The organism is Streptococcus mitis (assembly GCF_047460035.1).
Lineage (GTDB): Bacteria > Bacillota > Bacilli > Lactobacillales > Streptococcaceae > Streptococcus > Streptococcus mitis_DW.
The window spans coordinates 12805-30671 of sequence record NZ_JASHHB010000010.1 but is presented as its reverse complement, the minus strand read 5'-3'; the positions used below and the strand labels follow the sequence as shown (position 1 = coordinate 30671).

20 protein-coding genes and 1 riboswitch are annotated in these 17867 nt (G+C 40.7%); of the genes, 19 read left to right on the top strand and 1 reads right to left on the bottom strand.

Annotated elements, in window-relative coordinates; all coding sequences use genetic code 11:
• Window positions 1-46: 46 nt before the first annotated feature.
• Window positions 47-199: riboswitch (M-box (ykoK) riboswitch) on the top strand.
• 193 nt (window positions 200-392) lie between these two features.
• Entirely contained in the window at window positions 393-3053 is a 2661-nt protein-coding gene (gene mgtA / locus QM956_RS08865; protein ID WP_049502621.1) for a magnesium-translocating P-type ATPase, read from the top strand.
• Between the two features lie 135 nt (window positions 3054-3188).
• Complete coding sequence (gene spx, locus QM956_RS08860; RefSeq protein WP_000591165.1) at window positions 3189-3587, top strand: transcriptional regulator Spx; 399 nt, start codon at window positions 3189-3191, stop codon at window positions 3585-3587.
• A 28-nt stretch (window positions 3588-3615) separates the two neighbouring features.
• Here the strand turns inward: spx and QM956_RS08855 are convergent, their stop codons facing one another.
• Window positions 3616-3816 (bottom strand): hypothetical protein, encoded by a 201-nt coding sequence (locus QM956_RS08855; protein WP_049502622.1) that lies wholly within the window; start codon window positions 3814-3816, stop codon window positions 3616-3618.
• A gap of 33 nt (window positions 3817-3849) precedes the next feature.
• Between QM956_RS08855 and QM956_RS08850 the strand changes: the two genes are divergently transcribed.
• From QM956_RS08850 to rplB, 17 genes are all read left to right on the top strand, one after another.
• Window positions 3850-4419 (top strand): SP0191 family lipoprotein, encoded by a 570-nt coding sequence (locus tag QM956_RS08850; RefSeq protein ID WP_000725153.1) that lies wholly within the window; start codon window positions 3850-3852, stop codon window positions 4417-4419.
• A gap of 86 nt (window positions 4420-4505) precedes the next feature.
• Window positions 4506-4772, top strand: a complete 267-nt coding sequence (locus tag QM956_RS08845; protein WP_000507059.1) for an IreB family regulatory phosphoprotein — start codon at window positions 4506-4508, stop codon at window positions 4770-4772.
• 3 nt (window positions 4773-4775) lie between these two features.
• Window positions 4776-5195 (top strand): Holliday junction resolvase RuvX, encoded by a 420-nt coding sequence (gene ruvX / locus QM956_RS08840; RefSeq protein WP_004239076.1) that lies wholly within the window; start codon window positions 4776-4778, stop codon window positions 5193-5195.
• A gap of 15 nt (window positions 5196-5210) precedes the next feature.
• The gene (locus tag QM956_RS08835) at window positions 5211-5516 is read left to right on the top strand and encodes a DUF1292 domain-containing protein (protein WP_000017620.1); all 306 of its coding nucleotides are present in this window, start codon (window positions 5211-5213) and stop codon (window positions 5514-5516) included.
• A 355-nt stretch (window positions 5517-5871) separates the two neighbouring features.
• On the top strand, window positions 5872-7122 hold the full coding sequence (locus tag QM956_RS08830) for a folylpolyglutamate synthase/dihydrofolate synthase family protein (protein WP_414302443.1): 1251 nt from the start codon (window positions 5872-5874) through the stop codon (window positions 7120-7122).
• Between the two features lie 83 nt (window positions 7123-7205).
• Window positions 7206-7670, top strand: coding sequence for an SP_0198 family lipoprotein (locus QM956_RS08825; protein WP_045612370.1), 465 nt, complete (start codon window positions 7206-7208; stop codon window positions 7668-7670).
• A 139-nt stretch (window positions 7671-7809) separates the two neighbouring features.
• Window positions 7810-9342: a cardiolipin synthase gene (gene cls / locus QM956_RS08820; protein ID WP_000877348.1), complete on the top strand. Its 1533-nt coding sequence runs from the start codon at window positions 7810-7812 to the stop codon at window positions 9340-9342.
• Between the two features lie 254 nt (window positions 9343-9596).
• Window positions 9597-11150, top strand: coding sequence for a damage-inducible protein CinA (locus tag QM956_RS08815; RefSeq protein ID WP_414302442.1), 1554 nt, complete (start codon window positions 9597-9599; stop codon window positions 11148-11150).
• Between the two features lie 119 nt (window positions 11151-11269).
• Entirely contained in the window at window positions 11270-13477 is a 2208-nt protein-coding gene (gene nrdD / locus QM956_RS08810) for an anaerobic ribonucleoside-triphosphate reductase (RefSeq protein WP_045612367.1), read from the top strand.
• A gap of 11 nt (window positions 13478-13488) precedes the next feature.
• Window positions 13489-13629, top strand: a complete 141-nt coding sequence (locus tag QM956_RS08805; protein WP_000521621.1) for a hypothetical protein — start codon at window positions 13489-13491, stop codon at window positions 13627-13629.
• Window positions 13630-13672: 43 nt separating this feature from the next.
• Window positions 13673-14179: a GNAT family N-acetyltransferase gene (locus QM956_RS08800; protein WP_414302441.1), complete on the top strand. Its 507-nt coding sequence runs from the start codon at window positions 13673-13675 to the stop codon at window positions 14177-14179.
• A complete protein-coding gene (gene nrdG / locus QM956_RS08795) occupies window positions 14172-14762 on the top strand; it encodes an anaerobic ribonucleoside-triphosphate reductase activating protein (protein ID WP_084930662.1) in 591 nt (196 codons plus the stop codon). Before QM956_RS08800 ends, nrdG begins: the two co-directional genes overlap by 8 nt.
• Window positions 14763-15016: 254 nt before the next feature.
• Complete coding sequence (gene rpsJ / locus QM956_RS08790) at window positions 15017-15325, top strand: 30S ribosomal protein S10 (protein ID WP_001284513.1); 309 nt, start codon at window positions 15017-15019, stop codon at window positions 15323-15325.
• Window positions 15326-15407: 82 nt separating this feature from the next.
• On the top strand, window positions 15408-16034 hold the full coding sequence (gene rplC / locus QM956_RS08785) for a 50S ribosomal protein L3 (RefSeq protein WP_084926326.1): 627 nt from the start codon (window positions 15408-15410) through the stop codon (window positions 16032-16034).
• 24 nt (window positions 16035-16058) lie between these two features.
• Window positions 16059-16682 (top strand): 50S ribosomal protein L4, encoded by a 624-nt coding sequence (rplD, locus tag QM956_RS08780; protein WP_000024549.1) that lies wholly within the window; start codon window positions 16059-16061, stop codon window positions 16680-16682.
• Window positions 16682-16978 carry a 50S ribosomal protein L23 gene (locus QM956_RS08775; protein ID WP_001055347.1) on the top strand — a complete coding sequence of 99 codons (297 nt, stop codon included), beginning with the start codon at window positions 16682-16684 and terminating at the stop codon, window positions 16976-16978. The genes rplD and QM956_RS08775 overlap by 1 nt, the downstream gene beginning before the upstream one ends.
• A 17-nt stretch (window positions 16979-16995) precedes the next feature.
• On the top strand, window positions 16996-17829 hold the full coding sequence (gene rplB, locus QM956_RS08770; RefSeq protein ID WP_000512911.1) for a 50S ribosomal protein L2: 834 nt from the start codon (window positions 16996-16998) through the stop codon (window positions 17827-17829).
• Window positions 17830-17867: the final 38 nt, after the last annotated feature.

Here is a 17867-nt window from a genome sequence, read left to right as displayed (position 1 = left end):
ACTCAGATGATTGACTTTTAAATTTTAAAGGTTTATACTGAAAGACGAAAACGGTAGGTGAGGCTACCATAGGGATACGGATGACTACCGCAAAGCAGTGGAGACACTACTCGTTGGTCAACAGTCCTGGTCGCGAAGGCCAAGACTAAGCTCATTACATTGCCCTATGGAGTTAAAGCTTGAACGAAAAACAGATAGTTAGTTTTTTAATCCTGCCATTTTATGGTGGGATTTTCTACTGTTTAAATCAAAGAAAGGAGATAAACGATGCAAATTGACGATCATCCGGAACCGCACATACACAGCCAATCGCTGATTTGTGTCGTTCTGCCCTTATAAAGTGATTGGTCTCTGTGTATGAAACACATCATTCATACAGATAGGAGAAACCAATGAAAACTACAAAAGAAAGATTAGCAATAGCTATTCATACATCTTTAAACGAAACTCTATCTTTTTATAAGACAAGTCTAACAGGATTGACTGAGGAGCAGGTGGAGAAAAATCGTGACCTATATGGCGAAAATACCATCACAAAGGGTCAAGAAGACAGTATCCTCAAAAAGATTTACGAATCCATTATCAATCCTTTTACGATCATCTTACTGGTCATCGCCGTGATTTCCTTGGTGACCAATGTCTGGTTGGCAAAACCAGGTCAAGAGGATCCGACGACTTCTATTATCATCGTTGTCCTAGTCCTCATTTCTGGTGGCATACGCTTTGTCCAAGAACTCCGTAGTGATAAGGCTGCGACCAATCTATCAAAAATGATTGTCAACACAGCGACTGTCATTCGTCAAGGAGAAATCCAAGAAGTACCTATCGATGATTTGGTAGTGGGTGACGTGGTTAAATTAAGCGCTGGAGACATGATTCCAGCAGATCTTCTTTTATTTGAGTCGCGCGATTTCTTTGTCCAACAGTCGGGCTTGACAGGCGAAAGTGATTCTGTTGAAAAATTGGCCTTGACCAAGGCAACAGTTCAACAATCTGATAGTCTGCTAGAAGCAGAAGCGCTCGCCTTTATGGGAACCAATGTCTTATCTGGTAGTGCCAAGGCCGTGGTTTTAGCAGTTGGTGATGATACCATGATGGGGGCCATTGAGCAGACTTTGAACACCTATGATGAGCCTACTTCGTTTGAAAGGGAGATGAATAGTATTTCGTGGCTCTTGATTCGTTTGATGCTGGTCATGGTGCCCATCGTTTTCTTGTCCAATGGTTTAACAGATGGTGACTGGCTGGAAGCTGGCGTATTTGCTTTGAGTGTTGGTGTTGGATTGACACCTGAGATGCTTCCTATGATTATCACGGCCAGTCTAGCAAAAGGCTCCATCATTATGGCCAAGGAAAAAGTGGTTATCAAGAAACTCAATGCCATACAGGACTTAGGGGCGATTGATATTTTGTGTACAGATAAGACAGGAACTCTAACCCAAGACGAAATTGTCCTTGAATATCCCTTGGACATCCACGGACGCTTGGATTTGACCGTCTTGAGACGAGCTTATCTCAATTCTTATTTTCAAACGGGCTTGAAAAATTTGATGGACAGAGCCATCATCAAACGGACTGAAAAGGAAGCCAAAGAACACGCCCTCTTACAAAATCTGGCTCAAACTTTTCAAAAAATAGATGAGCTTCCCTTTGATTTTGAACGTAGACGGATGAGTGTTATCGTTAAGGATGAACACGAAGTTGTTAGTTTGGTAACCAAGGGTGCCCTAGAGGAAATGTTGACGATTTCCAGTTATGCGGAATACCAAGGAGTGATTACTCCCTTGACAGATGTTATTAGAGAAGAAATTTTAGCAGAAGTCAGACAACTAAATCAACAAGGTTTGCGTGTCTTGGGAGTGGCCTATAAGTCAGGTTTGAGGGAAGGCCATGCCTATACAGTTGATGATGAAGGGGATATGATTCTAACTGGTTATTTAGCCTTCCTAGATCCTCCTAAACCATCTGCAGCACCAGCAATTAAGGCTCTGTTAGAACATGGAGTTCAAACAAAAATTTTGACGGGAGACAACGAAAAAGTTACTCAAGCAGTCTGTGAAAAGGTTGGTTTGGATATCAATCAGATACTGTTAGGATCTGAAATTGATCAGATGAGTGATCAAGAATTGGCCCAAGCAGTAGAGGAGGTAACAGTATTTGCCAAACTTTCTCCTGACCAAAAAGCGAGGATTATTTTGCAATTTAAGGCCAATGGTCATGCTGTAGGCTATATGGGAGATGGGATCAATGATGCTCCTTCTATGAAAGTTGCAGATGTGGGGATTTCTGTTGATACAGCAGTAGATATTGCCAAAGAAACGGCTGATGTTATCCTACTTGATAAGGATCTCATGGTGCTTGAAAAAGGACTTGTTGAAGGTCGTAAGGTCTATGCCAATATGACTAAATATATCAAAATGACAGTGAGTTCTAATTTTGGAAATATCTTATCCCTATTGGTCTCTGGAATCTTTTTGCCATTTTTACCAATGGCACCAGTCCATTTGATTATCCTAAATCTAGTCTATGATTTGTCTTGTATTGCCTTGCCTTTTGACAAGGTGGATAAAGATTTTTTGAGAAATCCGCATACCTGGGAAGCTAAGTCCATCACACGTTTCATGATTTGGATGGGACCTATCTCTTCTGCCTTTGATATTTTGACCTTCAGTTTGCTTTATTTTATCATTGTACCCATGACAACAGGTCAAGCTTATGTTCATGGGGCAGAGTCTGCCGTAGGTTTTATTGTCTTGTTTCAGACAGGTTGGTTTATCGAGTCCATGTGGTCACAGACCATGGTTATCCATATGCTGCGTTCAGCTAAAATTCCCTTTTTACAAAGTCGTCCAGCTTGGCTAGTCCTTGTGACAACCTTATTGGCTGCAGCCTTTGTGACCTTCCTTCCCTACAGTCCACTCGCAATCCTACTTCATCTAACTCCTTTAAAACCGATTTATTTCATCTTTTTACTTTTCATCATTATTTTGTATATGATTAGCGTGACAATTGTGAAAAAAATCTATATCAAGAAATATCAAGAATGGCTGTAAATTTCATTTTGTCAAGAAAAAAGTACGAAAATGACGAAAAAAGTCAAAAAAATTTAAAAATAGGTCGCAAGTCGGATGTTTTTTATGGTATAATAGACTAAACTGATAGTAACATGTAGCGAAAGGGGTAGGTACATGATTAAAATTTATACAGTCTCAAGTTGTACTAGCTGTAAAAAAGCAAAAACCTGGCTCAATGCCCACCAGTTAAGTTATAAAGAACAAAACCTTGGTAAAGAAGGAATTACGAGAGAAGAATTACTGGATATTCTGACAAAAACAGATAACGGAATAGCCAGCATCGTTTCGTCTAAAAATCGCTATGCCAAAGCCCTTGGAGTGGATATTGAAGATTTGAGTGTCAATGAAGTCCTCAATCTGATTATGGAAACACCGAGAATTTTAAAGAGCCCAATCCTTGTGGATGAAAAACGCCTGCAAGTTGGCTATAAGGAAGACGATATTCGTGCCTTCCTACCACGCTCTGTCCGTAATGTAGAAAATGCAGAAGCACGTTTGCGTGCAGCTCTATAAACATCAAGGCTGGGAGCAACTCCCAGTCTTATTCTATTTTGTACTCTTCAAAAATCTCTTCAAACCGCGTCAACATCGCCTTGCCGTAGGTATGGTTACTGACTTCGTCAGTTCTATCCACAACCTCAAAACAGTGTTTTGAGCTGACTTCGTCAGTTTTATCTGCAACCTCAAAGCAGTGCTTTGAGCAGCCTGCGGCTAGTTTCCTAGTTTGCTCTTTGATTTTCATTGAGTATTAATCTCAAAAAGAAAGAAGAAAGAAATGAAAAAAATAGTTCTTGTTAGTCTAGCTTTCCTTTTTGTCCTGGTTGGTTGCGGACAGAAAAAAGAAACTGGAACAGCTACAAAAACAGAAAAGGATACGCTTCAGTCGGCATTGCCAGTTATTGAAAATGCCGAGAAGAATACAGTTGTGACCAAGACTTTGGTCTTGCCCAAGTCAGATGATGGTAGTCAGCAAACCCAAACCATTACATACAAGGACAAGACTTTTTTGAGCTTAACGATTCAACAAAAGCGTCCAGTCTCTGATGAGTTGAAAACTTATATTGACCAACACGGAGTGGAAGAAACTCAAAAAGCTCTTCTCGAGGCAGAGGAGAAGGATGAGGCCATCATAGAAGCTCGTAAATTAGCAGGATTTAAGCTTGAAACCAAACTATTGAGTGCAACTGAACTTCAAACAACGACTAGTTTTGATTTTCAAGTTTTGGATGTCAAGAAGGCTTCTCAGTTAGAATATTTGAAGAACATTGGTTTAGAAAATCTCTTGAAGAATGAACCAAGCAAATATATTTCAGATAGATTGGCAAATGGCGCGACAGAACAATAGAAAATCCAAATAAATAGACTGCCTGAATTGTAGAACGTAAGGAATTATGCTATAATGGTACTATTCTAAGGAAAGAGGGTGTTAGAATGGGATTTACTGAAGAAACAGTACGTTTTAAATTGGACGATTCCAATAAAAAAGAAATTAGCGAAACTCTGACTGATGTTTATGCTTCGTTGAACGATAAGGGCTACAACCCAATCAACCAAATCGTAGGTTACGTATTGAGTGGAGACCCTGCCTACGTTCCTCGTTATAATAATGCACGAAATCAAATCCGTAAGTATGAGCGCGATGAAATCGTTGAAGAATTGGTCCGCTACTACCTTAAAGGACAAGGAGTCGATCTATAACCTATGAGAATTATGGGATTAGACGTCGGTTCAAAAACGGTAGGGGTGGCGATTAGCGATCCGCTTGGTTTTACAGCTCAAGGACTTGAAATCATCCAAATCAATGAGGAGCAAGGTCAATTTGGTTTTGACCGCGTTAAGGAGTTGGTTGATACTTACAAGGTGGAACGATTTGTAGTGGGCTTGCCTAAAAACATGAACAATACAAGCGGACCGCGCGTGGAAGCTAGTCAAGCCTACGGAGCAAAGCTGGAAGAGCTTTTTGGTTTACCAGTAGACTATCAAGATGAACGCTTGACAACAGTTGCCGCAGAGCGTATGTTGATTGAACAAGCAGATATTAGCCGTAACAAGCGCAAGAAAGTCATTGATAAATTAGCAGCTCAGCTGATTTTACAAAATTATTTAGATAGAAAATTTTAATACAAAGGAGAGGCTATGTCACACGATCATAACCACGACCACGAAGAACGTGAATTAATTACACTAGTAGATGAGCAAGGAAATGAAACCTTGTTTGAAATCCTTTTGACGATTGACGGAAAAGAAGAATTTGGGAAAAACTATGTTCTTCTAGTACCAGTTAACGCAGAAGAAGACGAAGACGGACAAGTTGAAATTCAAGCTTACTCATTCATCGAAAACGAAGATGGAACAGAAGGTGAATTGCAACCAATCCCAGAAGACTCAGAAGACGAATGGAACATGATTGAAGAAGTCTTCAATAGTTTTATGGAGGAGTAAAAACGTCCGGGGGACGTTTTTAGCCTGACGCTAAAAATAAAAACCGTCAGTAAGTCTGGGAGACTGTATCAGCCCAACTCCCAGAAATTGGGAAGAGTTGGAACGTCCAGTGGATGTTTTTAGCCCAGCTCTTTGTAATAAGAGAGAGCTGGTAAGTCCAGTGGACGTGTTTAGCCCTGCGCTAGAAATTAGAAACGCAGGCACATTCAGTGGATGTTTTACCCCACGTTAACTTCATAGTAGCTAGTTATTAGCTAACCAGGTGAGAGGTCGGGACGAAAATCCTGGCCTCGTTTTTGTTAGTTATGAGACTTTATTGAGGCAGTTGATTGAACCTGTAATTAAGGAGATGTATATGTTTGAAGTAGAAGAATGGCTCCATAGTCGGATTGGTTTGAATTTTCGCTCAGGTTTGGGCCGAATGCAACAAGCGGTGGATTTGTCGGGGAATCCCGAGAAGTCTTATCCTATTATCCATGTAACAGGGACTAATGGGAAAGGTTCTACCATTGCTTTCATGAGGGAGTTATTTATGGGGCATGGCAAAAAAGTTGCGACCTTTACCTCCCCTCATATCATCTCCATCAATGACCGAATCTGCATTAATGGACAATCTATAGCAGACGCTGATTTTATCCGTTTAGCTGAGCAGATCAAGGAGATGGAAAAAACACTTCTGCAAACCCATGATCAGTTGTCCTTTTTTGAATTGCTGACCTTGATTGCTTTTCTTTATTTTAGAGAGCAAGAGGTGGATTTGGTTTTATTAGAAGTGGGAATTGGCGGCTTACTTGACACGACCAATGTGGTAACTGGAGAGCTTGCTGTCATCACCTCCATCGGACTTGATCATCAGGAGACTCTGGGTGACAGTGTAGCAGCAATTGCAGAGCAGAAAGCTGGTATTTTCAAGGCTGGTAAAAAGGCAGTGATTGCTAAGTTGCCTTCAGAAGCTAGGCTTGTTTGTCAGAAAAAAGCAGACTCTTTAGCTGTTGACCTTTATCAGGCAGGTCAGGATTTTTCAATGCTGAATGGTGATTTTTCAAGTTCTTTACTAAATATTTCACAGCTGAAAATAGGCTTGGAAGGAGCCTATCAGCAGGATAATGCGGCTTTGGCGTTGCAAACTTTTCTTCTCTTTATGAGAGAAGGAAAGGAAGCTGTTGATGAGCAGGTTGTAAGACAGGCTTTGGAGAAGACCCATTGGGCTGGCCGTTTGGAGCGTATTCGTCCTCAGATTTACTTGGACGGTGCTCATAACCTCCCTGCCTTGATTTGCCTGGTGGAGTTTGTCAAAGAAAAAGAGCAGGGAGGTTATCGTCCTCAAATCCTCTTTGGAGCCTTGAAACGGAAGGATTATCAAGGGATGTTGGCTTATCTGACTGAAAATTTACCTCAGGTGGAACTCAAGGTGACTGGTTTTGACTATCAAGGTTCTCTGGACGAGACAGATGTAACAGGTTACCATGCAATTCCCTCTTACCGAGAATTTATCAGCAGTTTTGAAGAAAGAGCCGATACCAAGGACCTGTTATTCATTACAGGGTCTCTCTATTTTATCTCAGAAGTACGGGGCTACCTGCTGGACCATGAGCAGATAAATTAACCACCTTTTTTAAACTTGTTATACTAGGGGAATTGCTGGTTAGAGAAAATTTCTCTAAATTGGTAGCATAAAGGAAATTCATCATGAAATTAAAAAGATTCACACTTTCTTTTGCTTCTTTAGCAAGTCTTAGTCTCTTAGTAGCTTGTTCACAAAGAACTCAACAAGTTCAACAACCAGTAGCTCAATCGCAAACTCAACAAACTCAACAATCACAAGCAACAGCTTCATCTTCTACAGAAAATAGCAACCAGGCAGCAACAAGTTCTTCACAAAATGCGCCTGAGGCTCAACCAACTAATATTGATGGAACTTATACTGGTCAGGACGAAGGAGACCGTATCACTTTAGTGGTGACTGGAACAACTGGTACCTGGACTCAGGTAGGAACTGACGGGGAACAAGAAATCAAACAGGTTAGTTTCGACGTTGCTAATCAACGCATGATTATTGGTGATGATGTCAAGATTTATGCAATCAATGGCAATCAGATGATTATCGACGATATGGATAGAGAAGCATCTGATCGCATTGTTTTATCAAAATAGACTAGAAGGAGACTGGATTTTTCGGTCTCTTTTGCTTTTGCTCAGAAAAATGATTATAAATACTTGCCTTCTACCGAATAACTGAGTTATACTAGTATTAATTACCTGTTTTTAGCATTCAAACTATCAAGGAGGGGATATGAAATATAGAAAATTTCAATTATTGATGTCCAAGTATGGCTTTAGTCTTTCGATTATGCTACTTGAACTTTTTCTTGTTTTTGGTCTCTTTCTCTATTTAGGGCGTATGGCCCCTATTCTATGGGTAATTGTCTTAATTTTTATGAGTATGGCGACTATTGTCGCAATTGTCAATCGCTCAATGACACCTGATAGTAAAGTGATGTGGTTAGTGGTGACTTTTGTTCCTGTCATTGGCCCCTTGCTCTATCTGATGTTTGGTGAAAGACGATTATCCAAAAAAGAAATCAAGCAGTTGGACAAACTTGGTTCTATGCATTTTCGGGAGGATAACAGTAAAGCTCTCCGCCAGAAATTGAAGGAAGATGATAAGGCGGCTTACGGAGTTATCAAATCTTTGTTAAGTATGGATAGTAACGCCGATGTCTATGATCGAACAGACTCACAATTCTTTTCTTCGGGTGAAAGGATGTGGCAATATATGTTGGAAGACCTCAAGAAAGCTGAAAAGTTTATCTTTCTAGAGTACTATATTGTCGAAGAAGGTTTGATGTGGAATAGCATACTAGACATACTAGAGCAAAAGGCAGCTCAGGGGGTAGAGGTCAAGATGCTCTATGATGATATCGGCTGTATGGCGACTTTACCTGGAGACTATACTATTCAGCTTCGTAGTCGAGGAATTGAAGCCCATAAGTTTAACAAGGTGATTCCTCGTTTGACGGTGGCTTACAACAATCGGGACCATCGTAAAATCCTTGTCATAGATGGTCAGGTAGCTTATACAGGAGGCATTAACTTAGCCGATGAGTACATCAATCATGTAGAACGTTTTGGCTATTGGAAGGATAGTGGGATTCGCATAGATGGCCCTGGTGTCAAGGCTCTAACCCGTCTTTTTTTGATGACTTGGTACATCAATCGTGGGGAAATCAGCGATTTTGACCAGTATCACCTGGAAAATCAGCCTTGTTCTGGCCAAGGGCTCTGCATTCCTTACGGTAGTGGACCCAAGCCCATCTTCCGTACTCAAGTAGGGAAAAAAGTTTATCAAAGTTTGATTAATCAGGCTACTGATTCAGTCTATATCACAACACCCTATTTGATTATTGACTATGATTTAACTGAGAGTATTAAAAATGCAGCCATGAGGGGTGTTGATGTCCGCATCGTGACTCCTTTCATTCCGGATAAAAAATTAATCCAGCTCATAACAAGAGGAGCCTATCCGGATCTTTTGTCAGCAGGAGTCAGGATTTTTGAGTATAGTCCAGGCTTTATCCACAGTAAACAAATCCTAGTGGACAAGGACTTTGCTGCAGTTGGAACGATTAATTTAGATTATAGAAGTTTGCTTCATCACTATGAAGATGCAGTTTTGCTATATAAAACGGCATCAATCACAGAGATTCAAAAAGATTTTCAGGAGATTTTTTCAGTATCTCAAGAAATTTTCCCTCATACGATAAAAAATAGCTGGTATCAAAAATTGATTAAGGAAATTGCCCAGTTATTTGCCCCAATCTTATAAGAAATCTAGGACTTAGGATACAACCCAGTCCTATTTTTCTTGCCTTTTACGAATAAGAAGATATAGGAGGAACGATGCTGACTCAGAAAGAAATAAACTATATCCTGACATTTAAACAGACGCATTTACACCGATTTCAGGAAATTGAAACCTTTGTGAAACTATGCAAAAAATCACTCAAACAGCCATCGCAAGCTGACAATTTTAGGTCTTTTTGATATACTAAGACAGATAAATTAAATAGGAGAAACGACATGGCTGTATATGGCAGAATCGAAGAAGTATCCGAAATGATACAGAGTGATGGAATAGAAAATAGACTGGATAGGAACCTTGAGTTTCATGCAGAAAAAGAAGAACAGGTAGCTTTCCCGTTTTTCAGACTCATCATTGGAAGTACGATTGCAACGGTTTTTTCTGTGGTGATACCTTTACTTTTAGATATGGTAAGTCCTTCTCAGGCTCAGGATTTGTATATAGGGTGGGCTTTACATCAGGGAGGACAGCTCTACAGTAGCTATTATGCTAGTCACGGTCTTCTTTATTACTTGCTACTTTATATTACCCAAGGAGGCATCCTTTTTGCCTTGGTAGAATGGCTAGCTCTCTTAGGAGGAGGTTATTTCCTCTTTTCTTCAACTGACTATCTGACGGGACAAAGGGAACAAGCCAAGCAACTCCTAACCATATTTTATATTTTGGTATCTGGTCTCGGTTTTGGCGGAGGCTACGCTACTATTTTAGCTTTGCCATTTCTGTTTGCAGGATTTTCGTTCATAGCAACTTATCTATCAACTCCTAACCATGACAAGGGGTTTCTACGTCTGGGGATTTTCTTGGCCCTATCATTTTTCATAGAGCCTCTTACAAGTCTTCTCTTTATTGCAGTAGTAACGATCGGTTTATTTGTCTTTAATGTTGGGCATGGTCGCCTTGCTCATGGAGTTTATCAGTTTTTTGCAGCAGCACTTGGCTTTTCTCTCATTTTTTACCCACTAGGCTACTATGTCCTTGCTTCAGGTGGTTTTGGAGGAACTATAGGAAGTCTTTTGTATCCGATTGATTCCCTTCAGGTCTTTACCAATCCTCAACTAATGGATAATGTTCTATTCTATGGCTTGTTGACCTTTGGGTTGGGAACTCTTTTCCTTGTTTTTCTAGGCTTGTTTCAATCAAAAGCATCAAGATTATATGTTATTTCGGTACCAGCTAGTTTTGCTTTCTTATTTGTATTAGCCTTGTTGCTTTTTTCTCAAGAACCTCTTCACGGTTCGCGTTTGATTCTAATCCTTCCATTTTTACTCCTTCTTTTGATGACTAGTATTCGTGGGAAACATTCAGCTAGAGGAGATCGTCGTCGGAGAAGAGAAGAAGCTCCTACTTTATGGAAAAAATTTATGAAGGGGAATCTCTACTTACCTATCCTAGTGGTGGTTTATCTGATTGCAATTCCTTTTGTGGCTCGTTTTGTTTTGCATCCAGCTTCTTATAGAGAACAACATCAAGTAGTAGATAGAGCCAAACAAGAGACGAGTGATGGTGACCAAATCTATATTTGGGATTCTCATGTTCAAATGTATAAAGAAAGCCAGCGTTTGGCTGGATCCATGTTCCCATCACCTCTTCTTTATACGAATACAGAAGAAAATAAAACTACCTTGATTCATGACTTGAAAGAAAACCAACCTAAGGTGATTGTGGTAAATGATAAGGTAGCAGTCTGGTCTGAAGTGGAAACAATCTTGAAAGAAAATTACCAACAAGTAAAGACTGATTACTCAGAGTTTAAAGTCTATAAAATCAAATAACCGAATCAATATCTTGTGTATTTTTAAAAATTTTAGGATTTTTACCACAAGATATTGATTTTTCTTTTTAGAGTGGTATAATACTTTTTAGAAAGAACATTTTAGAAAAGAGCATGCATATGATTGCACTAGAAGAAAAAATTACAATTTTGCCAACTCTCTTCGTTGAGAAACGAGATGGGAGACGTGTTGTATTTGATGTGGACAAGATTGACAAGGCTCTCCACAAGGCGGCAGACAAGGTTATGGATGTGACACCCTTAGTCGAAAAGCGCCTAAATGCTCTGACCGAGCGAATTGTCACAGAAATTCATAGTCGCTTTCCACAGGGGGTTAAGATTTACGAAATTCAAAATATCGTAGAACATGAACTGCTTGAAGCCAAAGAATATGCGCTGGCTGAGGAGTATATTACTTATCGGACACAAAGGGATTTTGAGCGCTCAAAAGCGACAGATATTAACTTTAGTATCCATAAGCTTCTTAACAAAGACCAGGCAGTTGTCAATGAAAATGCTAATAAAGACAGTGATGTCTTTAACACTCAGCGTGATTTGACAGCAGGAATTGTTGGAAAGTCAATCGGACTGCAAATGCTTCCTAAGCACGTAGCCAATGCCCACCAAAAAGGGGATATCCACTATCACGATTTGGACTACAGTCCCTATACACCTATGACTAACTGCTGTTTGATTGATTTCAAGGGGATGTTGGAAAATGGTTTTAAGATTGGAAATGCAGAGGTAGAGAGTCCCAAGTCTATCCAGACTGCGACAGCTCAGATTTCCCAAATCATTGCCAATGTTGCTTCTAGCCAGTATGGGGGCTGTTCAGCTGACCGTATAGATGAAGTTTTGTCACCTTATGCAGAGAAGAATTATCAAAAACACCTTAAGGATGCGGAAGAATGGGTCTTACCTGACAAACGGGAAGATTACGCTTGGAAGAAAACTCAAAAAGATATCTATGATGCCATGCAATCTCTTGAGTATGAAATCAACACCCTCTTCACTTCAAATGGGCAAACACCTTTTACTTCGCTAGGTTTTGGTCTAGGAACCAATCGTTTTGAGCGTGAAATTCAAAAAGCTATTTTGAGTATTCGGATAAAGGGTCTTGGTTCTGAGCATCGTACAGCCATCTTCCCTAAGCTTATCTTTACGCTTAAAAGAGGTCTTAACTTGGAAGAAGGGACTCCCAACTACGACATTAAGCAGTTGGCTCTTGAGTGTGCAACCAAGCGGATGTACCCAGACGTCTTGTCTTACGATAAGATTGTTGACTTGACAGGTTCTTTTAAGGTGCCTATGGGTTGCCGTTCGTTTCTTCAAGGATGGAAGGATGAAAATGGTGTAGAAGTCAATTCAGGTCGTATGAACCTAGGAGTTGTGACGGTTAATTTACCTCGTATTGCTCTCGAGTCTGATGGTGACATGAACAAGTTCTGGGAAATCTTCAACGAGCGTATGAATATCGCTGAAGATGCTCTTGTTTACCGTGTCGAACGCACTAAAGAGGCGACGCCAGCGAATGCTCCTATCCTCTATCAGTACGGTGCTTTTGGCCATCGTCTAGGTAAGGAAGAAAGTGTTGACCAGCTCTTTAAGAATCGTCGTGCAACCGTTTCACTAGGCTATATCGGTTTGTACGAAGTGGCTACTGTCTTCTTTGGAAATAGTTGGGAACACAATCCAGAAGCCAAGGAATTCACGCTGGATATCATTCGTGATATGAAACGCCGTGTAGAAGAGTGGTCTGACCAATATGGCTATCATTTCTCTATCTACTCAACACCATCTGAAAGTTTGACAGACCGTTTCTGTAGACTAGATACAGACAAGTTTGGTTCTATTCCTGATATTACAGATAAGGAATACTACACCAATTCATTCCACTACGATGTTCGTAAAAATCCAACACCTTTTGAAAAATTGGACTTTGAGAAAGTCTATCCAGAAGCAGGTGCGTCAGGTGGTTTCATCCATTATTGTGAGTATCCAGTCCTTCAGCAAAATCCAAAGGCCCTGGAAGCTGTCTGGGATTATGCTTATGACCGTGTGGGCTATCTTGGGACCAATACTCCAATAGACCGTTGCTACAAGTGTGACTTTGAAGGGGATTTTGAACCAACTGAGAGGGGCTTTGCTTGTCCAAACTGTGGCAATAGCGATCCTAAAACAGTAGATGTGGTCAAACGAACTTGCGGCTATCTAGGCAATCCTCAAGCGAGACCGATGGTCAATGGGCGTCACAAGGAAATCGCTGCGCGTGTCAAACACATGAATGGCTCAACGATTAAAATGGCTGGTCACCAAGTAACAAATTAGAAAGAAATGAAATGGGAAAATATCAATTAGACGATAAGGGGCGCGCACAAGTGACCCGTTATCACGAGAAACACTCTAAAGGCGGAGCTGGTAAAAAAGAACGCTTGCTCAGCCTCAGAGAACAATTTTTAAACAAGAATAAGAAGAAATAAAAGTGAGAGTCAGCTCTCGCTTTTCTCATAGCGGGAGGTAAGGATGGAACTACGCAGACCAAGATTAGCAGATAAAGAAACAGTTTTAGAGATGATGGCAGAGTTTGAAAAGAACCAATCAGCCCATGATGGAGGATTTTGGGATACAGAGAACTTTGTGTATGAAGAATGGTTGGAAACAAATATGCAAAAAGAGATGGGAATAAACTTGCCTGAAAATCGTGTTCCTTCTATTCAATTTGTATCATTTGATGATGTAGGCCGTGCTCTAGGATTTTTGAATCTGCGATTGAGACTGAATGAGGGTTTATTGAATTATGCTGGTCACATTGGCTACTCCATTCGTCCATCAGAAAGAGTCAAGGGTTATGCTAAGGAAACTCTCCGTCAGGGCTTGCAAGTTGCTAAGGAAAAGAACATCAAGAGAACGCTTGTGACCTGTAGCGTGAATAATCCTGCTAGCAGAGCAGTCATTTTAGCAAATGGTGGGTTCCTTGAGGATGTTCGTAATGGAGTCGAGCGTTATTGGATAGAGGTAGCGAATGAATAATCCAAAACCACAAGAATGGAAAAGCGAAGAACTCAGTCAAGGGCGGATTATTGATTACAAGGCCTTCAACTTTGTAGATGGAGAGGGTGTGCGTAACTCCCTCTATGTATCAGGTTGCATGTTTCACTGCGAGGGATGTTATAATGTTGCGACTTGGTCTTTTAATGCTGGCATTCCATACACTGCAGAGCTAGAAAAACAGATCATGGCAGATCTTGCTCAGCCCTATGTTCAAGGCTTGACTTTGTTGGGAGGAGAACCCTTTCTCAATACGGGTATTCTCTTGCCACTCGTTAAACGCATCCGAAAGGAATTGCCAGGTAAAGACATCTGGTCCTGGACGGGCTACACCTGGGAAGAAATGATGCTGGAGACACCAGATAAACTGGAACTCTTATCATTGATTGACATTCTTGTCGATGGACGATACGATCGAACTAAGAGAAATCTCATGCTCCAGTTTCGAGGTTCTTCCAATCAACGAATTATCGATGTGCAAAAATCTCTCAAAAGTGGGCAAGTAGTGATTTGGGACAAGCTTAATGACGGAAAAGAAAGCTATGAACAGGTGAAGAGAGAGTAACTTTCTTCCATAAAATACTTAAATAAATGACCCACCAAAAAAGAAAACATTTTCATGTTAAAAATTTTTAAAAAACAGCAACAAATCCCTTGCAATCGCAGGGGCTTTGTGTTATTCTATTATGGTGCTGTAAATTACAGCCTTAGCTTTGATGCAAGAGGTTGCGACACGCTCGGTTGCATTGCCACGCAACACCGCGTCGGTTTTCTTGTGGAGCTAGCCTATTATCTTAAATAGACGAAAAGGAGAAAAAGATGGCAAACAAAAAAATCCGTATCCGTTTGAAAGCTTACGAACACCGTACGCTTGACACAGCGGCTGCAAAAATCGTAGAATCAGCTACTCGTACAGGTGCGCAAGTTGCGGGTCCAATCCCACTTCCAACTGAACGTAGCCTCTACACAATCATTCGTGCGACTCACAAATATAAAGATTCTCGCGAACAATTTGAAATGCGTACACACAAACGTTTGATCGATATCGTTAACCCAACTCAAAAAACAGTTGATGCTTTGATGAAATTGGATCTTCCAAGTGGTGTAAACGTAGAAATCAAACTTTAATCTAAAGCTTGATACCTTGAGCATAAAAAACGCTCGTTAAAAACTTTTTGAATAAAAAATATAGAAAAGGAACTATTTTCTCATGACAAAAGGAATCTTAGGGAAAAAAGTGGGAATGACTCAAATCTTCACTGAAGCTGGCGAATTGATCCCTGTAACAGTTATTGAAGCAACTCCAAACGTTGTTCTTCAAGTTAAAACTGTTGAAACAGACGGATACAACGCTATCCAAGTTGGTTTCGATGACAAACGCGAAGTATTGAGCAACAAACCTGCTAAAGGACATGTAGCGAAAGCTAACACGGCTCCTAAGCGCTTCATTCGTGAATTCAAAAACGTTGAAGGCTTGGAAGTTGGTGCTGAAATCACAGTTGAAACATTCGCAGTTGGAGACGTTGTTGACGTAACTGGTACTTCTAAAGGTAAAGGTTTCCAAGGTGTTATCAAACGCCACGGACAATCACGTGGACCAATGGCTCACGGTTCTCGTTACCACCGTCGTCCAGGTTCTATGGGACCTGTTGCACCTAACCGCGTATTCAAAGGTAAAAACCTTGCAGGACGTATGGGTGGCGACCGTGTAACAATTCAAAACCTTGAAGTTGTACAAGTTGTTCCAGAAAAGAACGTTATCCTTATCAAAGGTAACGTACCAGGTGCTAAGAAATCTCTTATCACTATCAAGTCAGCAGTTAAAGCTGGTAAATAATAAGGAAAGGGGAATACAGTCAAAATGGCAAATGTAACATTATTCGACCAAACTGGCAAACAAGCGGGCGAAGTTGTTCTTAACGATGCAATCTTTGGTATCGAACCAAACCAATCTGTTGTGTTTGATGTGATCATCAGCCAACGTGCTAGCCTTCGTCAAGGAACTCACGCAGTTAAAAACCGCTCAGCTGTTTCAGGTGGCGGACGCAAACCATGGCGTCAAAAAGGAACTGGACGTGCTCGTCAAGGTTCTATCCGCTCTCCACAATGGCGTGGTGGTGGAATCGTCTTCGGACCAACTCCACGTAGCTATGCGTACAAACTTCCTCAAAAAGTTCGTCGCCTTGCACTTAAATCTGTTTACTCAGAAAAAGTTGCTGAAAATAAATTTGTAGCCGTTGATTCTCTTGAATTTACAGCTCCAAAAACTGCTGAATTTGCAAAAGTTCTTGCAGCTTTGAGCATCGATTCTAAAGTCCTTGTTATTCTTGAAGAAGGAAACGAATTCGCAGCTCTCTCAGCTCGTAACCTTCCAAACGTGAAAGTTGCGACTGCTACAACTGCAAGTGTTCTTGACATCGCAAATAGTGACAAACTTCTTGTTACTCAAGCAGCTATCTCTAAAATCGAGGAGGTTCTTGCATAATGAATTTGTATGATGTTATCAAAAAACCTGTCATCACTGAAAGCTCAATGGCTCAACTTGAAGCAGGAAAATATGTATTTGAAGTTGACACTCGTGCACACAAACTTTTGATCAAGCAAGCTGTTGAAGCTGCTTTCGAAGGTGTTAAAGTTGCTAATGTTAACACAATCAACGTAAAACCAAAAGCTAAACGTGTTGGACGTTACACTGGTTTTACTAACAAAACTAAAAAAGCTATCATCACACTTACAGCTGATTCAAAAGCAATCGAGTTGTTTGCTGCTGAAGCTGAATAATCTAAGGAGGAAATATCGTGGGAATTCGTGTTTATAAACCAACAACAAACGGTCGCCGTAATATGACTTCTTTGGATTTCGCTGAAATCACAACAAGCACTCCTGAAAAATCATTGCTTGTTGCATTGAAGAGCAAGGCTGGTCGTAATAACAACGGTCGTATCACAGTTCGTCACCAAGGTGGTGGACACAAACGTTTCTACCGTTTGGTTGACTTCAAACGTAACAAAGACAACGTTGAAGCAGTTGTTAAAACAATCGAGTACGATCCAAACCGTTCTGCAAACATCGCTCTTGTACACTACACTGACGGTGTGAAAGCATACATCATCGCTCCAAAAGGTCTTGAAGTAGGTCAACGTATCGTTTCAGGTCCAGAAGCAGATATTAAAGTCGGAAATGCTCTTCCACTTGCTAACATCCCAGTTGGTACTTTGATCCACAACATCGAGTTGAAACCAGGTCGTGGTGGTGAATTGGTACGTGCTGCTGGAGCATCTGCTCAAGTATTGGGTTCTGAAGGTAAATACGTTCTTGTTCGTCTTCAATCAGGTGAAGTTCGTATGATTCTTGGAACTTGCCGTGCTACAGTTGGTGTTGTCGGAAATGAACAACATGGACTTGTAAACCTTGGTAAAGCAGGACGTAGCCGTTGGAAAGGTATCCGCCCAACAGTTCGTGGTTCTGTAATGAACCCTAACGATCACCCACACGGTGGTGGTGAAGGTAAAGCACCAGTTGGTCGTAAAGCACCATCTACTCCATGGGGCAAACCTGCTCTTGGTCTTAAAACTCGTAACAAGAAAGCGAAATCTGACAAACTTATCGTTCGTCGTCGCAACGAGAAATAATATTAAACTAGTCGCTTAAGCAACTAGTAAATCCGCCA

Coding starts and splice junctions, on each gene's coding strand:
- mgtA (WP_049502621.1), top strand. CDS start 393: ATGAAAACTACAAAAGAAAGATTAGCAATAGCTATTCATACATCTTTA.
- spx (WP_000591165.1), top strand. CDS start 3,189: ATGATTAAAATTTATACAGTCTCAAGTTGTACTAGCTGTAAAAAAGCA.
- QM956_RS08855 (WP_049502622.1), bottom strand. CDS start 3,816: ATGAAAATCAAAGAGCAAACTAGGAAACTAGCCGCAGGCTGCTCAAAG.
- QM956_RS08850 (WP_000725153.1), top strand. CDS start 3,850: ATGAAAAAAATAGTTCTTGTTAGTCTAGCTTTCCTTTTTGTCCTGGTT.
- QM956_RS08845 (WP_000507059.1), top strand. CDS start 4,506: ATGGGATTTACTGAAGAAACAGTACGTTTTAAATTGGACGATTCCAAT.
- ruvX (WP_004239076.1), top strand. CDS start 4,776: ATGAGAATTATGGGATTAGACGTCGGTTCAAAAACGGTAGGGGTGGCG.
- QM956_RS08835 (WP_000017620.1), top strand. CDS start 5,211: ATGTCACACGATCATAACCACGACCACGAAGAACGTGAATTAATTACA.
- QM956_RS08830 (WP_414302443.1), top strand. CDS start 5,872: ATGTTTGAAGTAGAAGAATGGCTCCATAGTCGGATTGGTTTGAATTTT.
- QM956_RS08825 (WP_045612370.1), top strand. CDS start 7,206: ATGAAATTAAAAAGATTCACACTTTCTTTTGCTTCTTTAGCAAGTCTT.
- cls (WP_000877348.1), top strand. CDS start 7,810: ATGAAATATAGAAAATTTCAATTATTGATGTCCAAGTATGGCTTTAGT.
- QM956_RS08815 (WP_414302442.1), top strand. CDS start 9,597: ATGGCTGTATATGGCAGAATCGAAGAAGTATCCGAAATGATACAGAGT.
- nrdD (WP_045612367.1), top strand. CDS start 11,270: ATGATTGCACTAGAAGAAAAAATTACAATTTTGCCAACTCTCTTCGTT.
- QM956_RS08805 (WP_000521621.1), top strand. CDS start 13,489: ATGGGAAAATATCAATTAGACGATAAGGGGCGCGCACAAGTGACCCGT.
- QM956_RS08800 (WP_414302441.1), top strand. CDS start 13,673: ATGGAACTACGCAGACCAAGATTAGCAGATAAAGAAACAGTTTTAGAG.
- nrdG (WP_084930662.1), top strand. CDS start 14,172: ATGAATAATCCAAAACCACAAGAATGGAAAAGCGAAGAACTCAGTCAA.
- rpsJ (WP_001284513.1), top strand. CDS start 15,017: ATGGCAAACAAAAAAATCCGTATCCGTTTGAAAGCTTACGAACACCGT.
- rplC (WP_084926326.1), top strand. CDS start 15,408: ATGACAAAAGGAATCTTAGGGAAAAAAGTGGGAATGACTCAAATCTTC.
- rplD (WP_000024549.1), top strand. CDS start 16,059: ATGGCAAATGTAACATTATTCGACCAAACTGGCAAACAAGCGGGCGAA.
- QM956_RS08775 (WP_001055347.1), top strand. CDS start 16,682: ATGAATTTGTATGATGTTATCAAAAAACCTGTCATCACTGAAAGCTCA.